Genomic DNA, 10,140 nt, shown 5'->3' with positions numbered 1-10,140 from the left:
GTGCGGCAGGCGCTGCGGCCGCGGTGGCGTTCGCGGCGCCGAGCGGCGCGGCGGGCGTCGCCGCATGTTGCACCTGTGCGAACCAGTACCCCGCACCCGCAGCGATCGCCACAGCGATGGCAATCGTCGTCATCCGGACAGCAGCGCTCAATTCAATTCCCCTGTCAATTTCCTGATCTCGGTCAGCGCCAGCCGGGTCTCGAGCTCGGTCTGGAGTTGGCGCATGCGGATGTCGATGAGCTGGCGCTCGGCTTCGATGACGCTGTCGAAATCGACCGTGCCGCTGGCGAGTGCCGCCCGGCTGGCATCGCGCGTGGCCCGGGCCTGCGGCAGCAGCGTGTGTTCGAGCAGGCGCAAGGTCTCGCGGCCCTGCGCATACATGGACCATGCAGTGCCGAGTTCTCCGGAAGCGCGCGCCCTGGCGTCCTCGCGACGCGCTTCGGCGGCGATCAGCATGTACTCGGCTTCGCGCTCCCGGGCGCGACGGCTGGACTGCTGCAGCGGGATCATGACCTCGAACATCACGTCCCACGAGGCCTTGCCCTCATCGGGACGGTTGTTGCGCACGCCCACGGCGAAGTCCGGCAAGCGGTCCTGATAGGTCCGTTCGCGCTCGGCACGCGCCACGTCGATGCCGTAGGCGGCCGCATTCACGTCCGGGTTGGCGCTGGCCGCCGCCTTGAAAAGGGCACCCGCTTCCAGCTGCCCGGGCAAGGGCGCAGGATCGGCGGGCGCGGCCAGCGGCGCATCGTGTGCCCGGCCGAGCAGACCGTTCAGTCCCGCGGCCAGGCCCTTGCGCCGCTGTTCGACCTCCACCAGGGCGAGGCGCTGGGCCGTGATCTCGCGCTGAATGCGCAACACCGCCTGCTGCGGCAGCAGACCCAGCTCGTAACGAGCCAGGCTGAGTTCCTCCAGGCTTTGCAGCAGGGTCAGGCCCTCGCGGTTGAGGACGCGCTCCCGGTCGGCCGCGTAGTAGCGCAACCACAGCGTCTCGATCTTTGCCGCGAGCTCGGCCCAGGAGGCGTCGCGCATCGCATCGGCCTGGGTGGCCTGCGCCTCGGCGGCCTTCACCGCGAGGTCGCGCTTGCCCCACCCCGGCAAGGGCTGGGTGATGCGGTAGCGCGTTTCACCCACCTGGCCGGGCAACAGCGAGGCCGAACGTCCGCTCATGGTGTTGGTGGCATCCATGAGCTCGATCTCGAAGGTGGGATCGGGCAGTGCGCCGGCAGGGGTGACGCGCTCCTGGGCGGCGGACGCTTCCGCACGGGCCGCGGCAAAGCCGGGGTTGCTCTGGCGCGCATACTCGATCAGCGCCTGGGGGCTCGCGCCGAGCGTCGGGGTGTCGGGCACGCCTTGCGTCCAGGCATGACTGCTTCCCAACGTGAGCGCGAACACCAGCGCGAGCGCTGCGGGGCGTGGCAGGCGGGAGGAGGATACTGCGAATGTGGGTTTCATCGGGGAACGATTCCGGCAGGCGGTGAAGTGCACGCGCAGGCCCTCCGCCACCCGCCTCATCGTTCGTCCACCGAGGGGTTCCCCCCGGTCGGATGGTCAGAGTGGAACGCGACGCACCTGCGAGGCAAGCGTCACTGAGCAGCTTCGAGAGACGTCACGGTCAGCGCACCGCCGACCTTCTCGACTGCGAAGCGGATCCTGTCGCCGACCTTGACCTGATCGAGGAGGTTCGGCCGCGCCGCGCGGAACACCATGGTCATCGCCGGCATGCCGAGCGATTCGAGCGGGCCGTGGGCGATGGTGAGCTTGCCGGCCGACTGGTCGATCTTCTTGACCGTGCCCTCGGCGAGCTTGGCGTCGGCCTCGCTCGCGGCACTCGCCCCGCCGTGATGGGCACTGTGTTCGGCCTGCGCAAACGCCGCCGGGGCAGCGCCCCCCAGCACGGCCAGGAGGGCAGTGGTGATGAGGGTCTTCTTCATGATGGGCTTCTCCAAGGATTGAAAATCCGTGCAAATTCGAAAGTCCCCACGATTATGCGAAGCGCCCACCGACAGGACGCTGACGCACGGATTACATTTCTGTCAGCCAACCTTGATCGTGCCGATCATGCCGGCCTGAAAATGGCCGGGAATCAGGCAGGCGAACTGGAAGTCCCCCGCGCGGTTGAAGTGCCAGATCATTTGCCCGCGTCCACCCGGGCCGACATGTGCCATCCACGGCTCGTCATGCTCCATCCCGGGGAAGCGCCGCATCAGTTCGGCGTGCTCGGCGAGCGTCGCGGGCGTGCCGACGACCATCTCGTGCATCACCGTGCCGCGATTCTCGTGGGTGAAGCGGATCGTCTCGCCCATGTGTATCGCGATACGGTCGGGGACGAAACGCATTGCATCGGTCATCACGATGGGGATCGTTCTCGCAACGGATCTCTCATCGCCCGCGATTCCCCATTCCTGCTGTTCCTTGGGGGCATCGGACGCAGCCTTGTGGGGATGCTCGGCCTTGCCATGGGCGAACGCGCTGCGGTGAGCGGCAAGCACACCGGCCGCAAGGCTGGTGGCGAGGAATCGACGACGGCTTCTCATGGGGATCTCCATCTGCCTGGCAGGTGAATCAGCACCACGGCCACGCCCACCCCCCCACCATCGTGGATGACCTGTCTCTGCATGGGGAAATCCGTTTGCTGATCTTCTCCTGAGCCGGACGCGGGGCGATCGACGAGGTCGGCGCCCCGCATCTCGAGGCTCAGTTGGGCATCGCCGGCTTGACCGCCGGATGCATCTTCATCATGTTCTGCATCATGCCCATGTGCTCTTGCATCATCTTCATGTGCTCCTGCACGAGCCTCGGGTCCATCATCATGCCGCCCATCCCTCCAGCCCCGGGTCCAGCCGCGGCGCCCTTCATCATCGGGCCGGCGCCCATCGGTCCTCCCTGCATCTGGCCGCCCATCATCGGGCACCCGGCGGGCGTGCCCTGCGATGCCGCCTCCAGGGCCTTGATCTGCTCCTCCATCAGGGCCATGCGACGTTCGGGGTCGGTCTCGGCACGGATCGACTTCATGCGGGCCTGAAGTGCGGGGCCACTCGCGGCGGGCGGCCAGGTCTGCGCCTGCTCGGTCGTCTGAGCGAGGACCGGACTGCCGTGCAGGGCTGCGGCCAGAGCGGCAACGGGCATGAGCCCGGCGAGACGGAATAAACGCAGTTTCATGATCGATCTCCCATCGGTTGCGGGGTTCCGTCGCGATACGGAACGATGTGCCACGCAGGGCATGTTGCGCCCGCCCGCCTGTCGTCGGCCTGACCTGGACATTACATTTCTGTAATTCCGCCTGCTCTCCCGCACCCCGGAGGCAGAATCGGTCACCGGCAGCACGAACCGAGTAGGAGCGAAACAATGAAGATCCTGATCGTCGAAGACGAAGTGAAGACCGGCGACTACCTGCGCCAGGGCCTGACCGAGGCCGGATTCGTCGTCGATCTCGCGCGCGACGGCCTCGATGGACTTCACCTCGCGCTCAGCGGCGACTACGACCTCATCGTGCTGGACGTGATGCTGCCGTCGCTGGACGGCTGGGGCATCCTGCAGACACTGCGTCGCAGCGGTCGCGAGAACCCGGTGTTGTTCCTGACCGCCCGTGACCAGATCGAGGACCGCGTTCGTGGCCTCGAGCTTGGCGCCGATGATTACCTGGTCAAGCCCTTCGCATTCTCCGAGTTCCTCGCCCGGGTCCGCACCCTGCTGCGCAGGGGGCGGAGCCATGAACCGGACACCCTGCGCTCGGCGAATCTCGAACTGGATCTGCTTCGCCGCCGCGTGACGCGCTGCGGGCAGCGCATCGACCTGACCGCCAAGGAATTCGCCCTGCTCGAACTGCTGCTGCGGCGCAAGGGTGAAGTGTTGCCGCGCTCCTTGATCGCCTCCCAGGTGTGGGACATGAACTTCGACAGCGACACCAATGTGATCGAGGTCGCTGTACGCAGGCTGAGGGTGAAGGTCGACGACCCCTTCGAGCCCAAGCTGATCCGCACCGTGCGCGGCATGGGCTACGTGCTCGAAGCGATGGAGCCGAGCTGACGATGATCCGCATCCACTCGCTGACGGCGCGCTTGGCGACGCTGTTTGCCGTCCTCGCCGCGAGCCTGCTCGTGCTGGTGGCGGTGCTCTTCGGCCGCATGCTGGACGCGCATTTCCAGGAGCTGGACATGCACGAGCTGCAAGGCAAGGTCACGCTGATCCGCAACACGCTGCAGGATGAGGCTGCGAGTGGCGGACGCGCGGAACGCATCCAGGCGCTCGAGCGCTCCTTCGTTGGACACGAAAGCGTGGGGGTGCTGCTACGCGACGTGGACGGGCGCGTGCTGAACGTCATCCATCCCGAGCACTTCACCGCTGCCCAGCGGGCTGGAGAACCCCCATCGGGCGTGGTGACCGACTGGACGGTCGATGGGCGCCCCCATCGAGGGATCGAGGTCGGCATCGCGCTGCCGCGCAGCGGGTCGAAGGACCAAACGATCGCAGCGCTGGTCGCACTCGATCTGTCGCACCACGTCCATTTCCTCGCATCGGTGCGCAACGCCACCTGGGCGGGCGTGGTCGCGGCAGCCATGGCGGCCGCGCTCTTCGGCTGGTTTGCGGCGCACCGGGGCCTCGCTCCCCTGCGCCGGGTCACCGAAACCGCCCGCCGGCTGTCGGCACGACAACTCGCCGAGCGTCTCTCCATCGACGATGCACCGCTGGAGGTGCGCGACCACGCCGAGGCGTTCAACGGCATGCTCGCCCGGCTCGAGGCCGCGTTCCAGCGCCTCGGCGACTATTCGGCCGACATCGCGCACGAACTGCGCACGCCGATCTCGAACCTGATGACCCAGACTCAGGTCGCGCTATCGCGGCCACGGACGATCGACGAGTACCAGGACATCCTGGCGTCGAACCTCGAGGAGTACGAGCGCATCGCGCGCATGGTCAGCGACATGCTGTTTCTCGCCAAGGCCGAGGAGAACACACTGGCGCATGCCAGCGAACCCGTGGACCTGGCGCTCGAGGCGGATGCACTCATCGATTTCTACGAGGCCCTGGCCGAAGAGCGCCAGGTCCGCATCGTTCGGGAGGGGCAGGCGAGCGTCCAGGGTGATCGACTGATGCTGCGGCGCGCCTTGTCGAACCTGATTTCGAACGCCCTGCGCCACACGCCGGACGAGGGGCAGATCACGATCAGGATTGACGCGGACGCCACCGACATCCGCCTCGCCGTCTGTAATGTCGGCGATCCGATCCCCGGCGACCAGATCGAGCGGATCTTCGAGCGCTTCCATCGCGGCAGTGCCCAGCGCGAGTCCCGCGGTGAAGGCGCAGGGCTCGGGCTTGCCATCACACGCTCCATCGTCCAGGCCCACGGGGGTCAGATCAGTGCACAGTCGGCTGAAGGTGCCACATGCTTCACCATCACCTTGCCCGGGCACCGGGCGCCATCGTCTTCTTGATCCAGCGAATTCGGCACGGGTTCGGGCGTTCTGGCTGGCTGCAACGAGGGGCCCCTCCCTGCGGACGACAGCCGACGACTTCTCTGCAAGTCCCCGGAGGCAGGCGGACGGGCTTGATCGAGTGGGGATTCAGGACCTTTTTCCACGATGCGCGGGCGGGCGAGCCGAAAGCGCCGCAGATCCGCCTGACCGTGGCTTCGCCGCAGCGCGCGCTCGAGCAGGCTTTCGACGACCCCGGCCTGGGTGTCATCCGCCTCGATGGAACGGCGAGGCGTCTGGCGGGTTCGTCGGCCTCGACCCTGACGAGTGCGTTCGGCTGCATGGATCACCCAAGGACCCGGACCATGCGCCGGGCATGGAGCGCGCATCCCCGCTACCGAGCACCCACATGATGGGCAAAGCTTCGACCTGCCGCCGCGATCCTCCGGCGGCCTCCAGCATCCCGCATGGAACACGAACATGACCATACTGACCCCCGCGCAGCGGCGCGCCACCTGCATCCACGAGGCCGGCCATGCGGTGGTGTTCGCGCTCGGCGGCGTGTCGGTCTACCGGCTGGCGGTGGCGGCGGAAGGGGCCGAGGCCTGGCGCACCGACATCCGCAACGGGCGCATGTGCACCGGCCTGTGGGGCCTGTGCGAGAAGGCGGACCTGGTGCTGCCGCGGCAATTCCTGCGCTGGCTGATGAACGAGGGCGGCCTGCATCCCGACGGCACGGGCTACGAGCACCTGCTCGCGCATCCCGAGGGGCGGGCACAGATCGAGGCCTTCACCACCTCGCAGCAGCGCGAGATCCGCGCGCAGATGGTGGGCCTGATGGCCGGACCGGCGGCCGAGCAGCGGTTCACGGATGGGGAGGCGCGCCTGTGCAGGGGCAGCGCGCTGCATGAAGTGCGCAAGGCGGAGGACCTGTCCTGGCTGCTGCCGGGGCGCGACGACTTCGAGCATGCAGCAGAACTGACCGCGCTCACCTTGCGTCGGGCGGAGGTGTGGGCGGCGGTCGAGCACCTGGCCGACGCGCTCGAACGTGCCGGCACGCTCGCGCACGGCATCCGTGCGCTGCTTCCCGCCGCCCTGCCCGGCTGGCCCCCGCGCGGCGCATCGGCGTAGCGCTCTTCCTGCCTGTCGCCCCGGCGGCAACACCGCGGCGACCGCGGCCCGAAGAAGCGATCGCCGCAATCGCGCCTTGCGGCGCTCCCACAGGAAGCGCGGCACCCGGTAGCGAACCGGGCGTGCGGAGGGAACAGCCCGCGTGCGAGCCTGCGGCGCTTATATGGACGCCTCCCGGTTTGGCAAGCGAAGTTTGCATCTGGCGATCAAGGATCTGGCTGCAGTCTTATATCCGGCCTGTAGTGCAGACCCGATGTCTGCTGGCCCTGATGGAATTCGCTGGGGAAGGCCTCATCTCCTACGCGTCCTCGAAGGACAAGCGCCGTGCCAGGCTTGTTTCCCCACGGTCCGACCTATTTCGCCATCATGCTCGCTTCAACCTGCGCAACCTTGGACGATCAACGCTAAGTTCCTGTATTGAATTTCGACTTTACTCAAGCGCACCCGAGCGCCTGCCCGCGCGGCTCGTAATGCCGCCCGTGGGCGAGCAACGCCCAGATGGTGCGCGCCATCTTGTTGGCCAAGGCGACGACGACGGCGTTGAGAGGGCGTCGTGCCAGTAGCGCCTCGACCCACGGATCACGCGCCTTGGCGTGGGTGATGACCGCGCGTGCGCCGTGAATCAGCAGCCTGCGTAGATATCCGTCGCCGCGCTTGCTGATGCCCAGCAACTTCACCCTGCCGCCGGTGCCGCTTTGCCGGGGCACCAAGCCCAGGAAAGCGGCAAACTCACGCCCACTGCTGAAGACCTTTGCATCGCCCACCGCGGCCACTGCAGCGGTGGCCGTGAGCAGGCCCACGCCGGGCATCTGCATCAGCCGTTTGGCCGCCTCGTCCTCCTTGCGCCACGCGGCCAGCTTGCGTTCGATCTCCTCGATCTGGGCGCTCAGGGCCTCGATACTCGCGCACTGCTCGCGCAGCACCTCGAGCGCCATCGCCGGCAGCGTGTCCTCGAGCCGAGCTAACGCCTGTGTCACCTGTGGCATCGCCTTGTGCCGCCCTGCGGGCAAGATCACCCCGAACTCGTAGAGCAGACCTCGCAGCTGGTTGATCTGCATCGTGCGCATCTTCACCCGTTGCTCGCGCACCCGGTGCAGCATCAGTACCGCCTGTTGATGCACGCTCTTGACCGCCACGAACCGGCGCTCCGGGCGCTGGGCGGCTTCCCAGATCGCCTGCGCGTCGGCCGCGTCGGTCTTGTTGCTGCGAACGAACGGGCGCACGAACTGGGGCGCGATCAAGCGCGCCTCGTGTCCCAGTTCGATCAGCTTGCGCGCCCAGTAGTGCGCACTGCCGCACGCTTCCATCGCCACCACCGAGGCGCTGCGCTGGGCGAAGAACTTGATCGTCTGATCGCGCTTGAGCGAACGCCGTTTGACCTCACCGGTCTCCGGCTCTACCCAGTGCAGTTGAAACACGTTCTTTGCCAGGTCCAGACCGAATGTCGTAATCTTCATTTCGAGCCCTCCTTACCGTTTGTGGTCGTTTCGACACCACCACTTTGGCACATCGATGCCGTCAGGTAACTGGAGGGCTCTTCTCATTGAAGGGCTCCACCTGTCAGCACCCGAGGCGGGAGGGAGGCGTCCATTACATCTCCTACAGGAAGCGTCGCGGCGCACCGGAGCGACGGAAGCGGCAAGCCGGGCGGTGGTGTTCATGCCCGGGGACAAGACGAGCGCCGGCTTAAGGCTGCGGCTCGGCGCGGTTGCCTTCGTCCATGCGCCGGATGGCCTGCGCGCCCTGGCGCGCCAGCGCGGCGAGGCGGTCGATCTGGGCATCGAGCTTGGGCAGGGCCTCGCGGCGGTAGCGCGACAGATCGTCGATGGCGCCGAGCACATCGCCGAAGGCCTGTTCGAGCCGGCCCATGTCGAGCATGGACGAAGAGGCGCGGGTCTGGATGTCCACCCCCTGGGTGCGCAGGGCCTGGGCAGTGCCGGCGATGAGCGCGGAGGTGGTCTCGTTGAGCGCGGCGACGCGGTCGAGCACGAGGCGCTGGTTGGCCAGCCCGAGCGCGACGGTGACGGCGACGTTGAGCGCCGAGACGGTGACGTTGATCGCGCGGTCCACGCCGCGGATGAGCTCGCGGTTGTTGCGGATCACCACCTCGAGCGCGAGCACGCCCTGCTGGCTCACCGCCACCTGCTGCTGCAGGTCGATGACGCGCTGGCGTAGCGGGAAGAGCAGCTCTTCCTCGACGAAGGCGCGCCGCGGCGCGGGCAGGCTGGCGGAGGCGGCCTCGCAGGCCAGGCGGCGGTCGATCATGCGGCCGAGTTCGACCTGGCGTTCGAGCTGGGCGAGGATGGCGCGCAGGGATTGCTGGTCGTCGGCCAGGGTGAGGTTGTCGCGGCGCAGCATGTCGGCGCCGCCCTGCAGGTCGCGGATGATGGCGTCGAGCGCGTCCTGCGCCTTCTCGTATTTCTGGAAGTAGCGCTGCATCGGCTTGCCGACGCCGGGGATGAAGGACAGCGCGCGCGACAGGCCCTCGCCGCTCAGCTTCTGGCGCGCAGGGTCGAGGTCCTGCATCTTGTCGCGCAGCGCGAGCAGGGCCTGCGCGACCGGGCCGCCTTCGTCGCCCTGGTGGGCGAGCTTGCGGATCGGCGCCTGCAGCATCTCGCTGCGCCAGGCGGCCTGGCGCTGCAGCTCGATGCCCATGGTGTCGACCGCCTCGCGCTGGCGCTGCAGGGCCTCCTCGCCGGCGGCGAGCGCGTCGCGCACGAAGGCGTCGGCGAGCGGGGCGAGCTCGGCGTCCTCCGCCGGCTCGGCGTCCTGCGGCGGCAGGGTCTCGCGCGCGATGTCCTCGATCGGCGGCAGCGACAGGCCCGAGCGCGGGCGCCCGCCGCCGCCCGGGTCGCCCTCGGGGGCGTGCGGGAGGATACGGAGAAGGGATCGCAGCGGCAGGCTCATCGGGAGGTTCCTCGGTTCATTGCTGGCGGCCGTAGAGGCCGGCGCGCTCGGCGAAGCGGCGCAGCTCCTGCAGGGCCTGTTCGGTGGCGCCGGCGGGCTGGCCGCGGCCGGTGTCGATGCGCGACACCGCCACCGCGACGTGGTCGAGCGCGGTCAGCGCCGCCTCGTTGCCGGCGGCGATCTCGCCCAGGCGGCGTTCGGTCTCGTCGGCAAGCGCGAGCCGGCGCTGCAGCGCCTCGCGCTCGGTGCCGCCGATGCGGGCAGCCTCGCGCTCCAGGCGCTCGCGCACGAAGTCGGCGTCCAGCCCGACGCTGCCCTGCACCAGCGCGACCATCGCTCCCAGCCCGGCGGCAGCGCCGCTGCCGACCTCGCCCACCAGGCCGCGGGCGCGCTCGTAGGTGACTTCGCGGCGGTCGAACTTCTCGTCGAGCACGTCGAGCGCGCGGTGGTAGCGGGTGAACAGGCGATCGGCCTGCACGGCGAGATCGGGCCGACGCAGGCCGACGAGTTCGCGCTTGACCTCCCATAGCTGCATCACCACCGCATCGGCGTCGGCAGGAACGAAATCGGGGTCCAGCGTGAGCAGGTCGCGCTCGCGGCGTTCACGCGCGAGCTCGGTGCGCGCACGCTCGCGCGCGGCGGCGCGCTCCTTGCCGGCACGCGCCTGCCGCCAGCGCCGCCAGCGCCG

11 protein-coding genes are annotated in these 10,140 nt (G+C 68.4%); 4 read left to right on the top strand and 7 right to left on the bottom strand.

The window, feature by feature from the left end; all coding sequences use genetic code 11:
• Positions 1–147 precede the first annotated feature (147 nt).
• From C665_RS16000 to C665_RS15985, 4 genes are all read right to left on the bottom strand, one after another.
• Positions 148–1,455, bottom strand: coding sequence for a TolC family protein (locus tag C665_RS16000; protein ID WP_245537185.1), 1,308 nt, complete (start codon positions 1,453–1,455; stop codon positions 148–150).
• 131 nt (positions 1,456–1,586) lie between these two features.
• Entirely contained in the window at positions 1,587–1,934 is a 348-nt protein-coding gene (locus C665_RS15995) for a copper-binding protein (protein ID WP_012586305.1), read from the bottom strand.
• A 102-nt stretch (positions 1,935–2,036) separates the two neighbouring features.
• Positions 2,037–2,537, bottom strand: coding sequence for a cupredoxin domain-containing protein (locus C665_RS15990; RefSeq protein ID WP_012586306.1), 501 nt, complete (start codon positions 2,535–2,537; stop codon positions 2,037–2,039).
• 160 nt (positions 2,538–2,697) lie between these two features.
• The gene (locus tag C665_RS15985) at positions 2,698–3,162 is read right to left on the bottom strand and encodes a hypothetical protein (protein ID WP_004322389.1); all 465 of its coding nucleotides are present in this window, start codon (positions 3,160–3,162) and stop codon (positions 2,698–2,700) included.
• A 186-nt stretch (positions 3,163–3,348) separates the two neighbouring features.
• Between C665_RS15985 and C665_RS15980 the strand changes: the two genes are divergently transcribed.
• The 4 genes from C665_RS15980 to C665_RS15965 all read left to right on the top strand — a co-directional run bounded on the left by C665_RS15980 (position 3,349) and on the right by C665_RS15965 (position 6,545).
• Positions 3,349–4,029: a heavy metal response regulator transcription factor gene (locus C665_RS15980; protein ID WP_004322387.1), complete on the top strand. Its 681-nt coding sequence runs from the start codon at positions 3,349–3,351 to the stop codon at positions 4,027–4,029.
• A 2-nt stretch (positions 4,030–4,031) separates the two neighbouring features.
• Positions 4,032–5,435 (top strand): heavy metal sensor histidine kinase, encoded by a 1,404-nt coding sequence (locus tag C665_RS15975; RefSeq protein ID WP_004322385.1) that lies wholly within the window; start codon positions 4,032–4,034, stop codon positions 5,433–5,435.
• A 113-nt stretch (positions 5,436–5,548) separates the two neighbouring features.
• Positions 5,549–5,827, top strand: coding sequence for a hypothetical protein (locus C665_RS20770; protein WP_004322382.1), 279 nt, complete (start codon positions 5,549–5,551; stop codon positions 5,825–5,827).
• A 67-nt stretch (positions 5,828–5,894) separates the two neighbouring features.
• On the top strand, positions 5,895–6,545 hold the full coding sequence (locus C665_RS15965) for a hypothetical protein (protein WP_004322380.1): 651 nt from the start codon (positions 5,895–5,897) through the stop codon (positions 6,543–6,545).
• Positions 6,546–6,979: 434 nt separating this feature from the next.
• On the opposite strand, the gene C665_RS15960 is transcribed toward C665_RS15965, so the two are convergent.
• The 3 genes from C665_RS15960 to C665_RS15950 form a co-directional block, all read right to left on the bottom strand.
• Entirely contained in the window at positions 6,980–8,002 is a 1,023-nt protein-coding gene (locus tag C665_RS15960; protein ID WP_004303221.1) for an IS110 family RNA-guided transposase, read from the bottom strand.
• A 229-nt stretch (positions 8,003–8,231) separates the two neighbouring features.
• On the bottom strand, positions 8,232–9,452 hold the full coding sequence (locus C665_RS15955) for a toxic anion resistance protein (protein WP_004322378.1): 1,221 nt from the start codon (positions 9,450–9,452) through the stop codon (positions 8,232–8,234).
• A 16-nt stretch (positions 9,453–9,468) separates the two neighbouring features.
• The coding region (locus C665_RS15950; RefSeq protein ID WP_004322376.1) for a hypothetical protein at positions 9,469–10,140 on the bottom strand (672 nt) is incomplete at its 5' end.

Source organism: Thauera aminoaromatica S2, assembly GCF_000310185.1.
GTDB classification, from domain to species: domain Bacteria; phylum Pseudomonadota; class Gammaproteobacteria; order Burkholderiales; family Rhodocyclaceae; genus Thauera; species Thauera aminoaromatica.
This window is presented reverse-complemented; position numbering and strand designations above follow the sequence as displayed.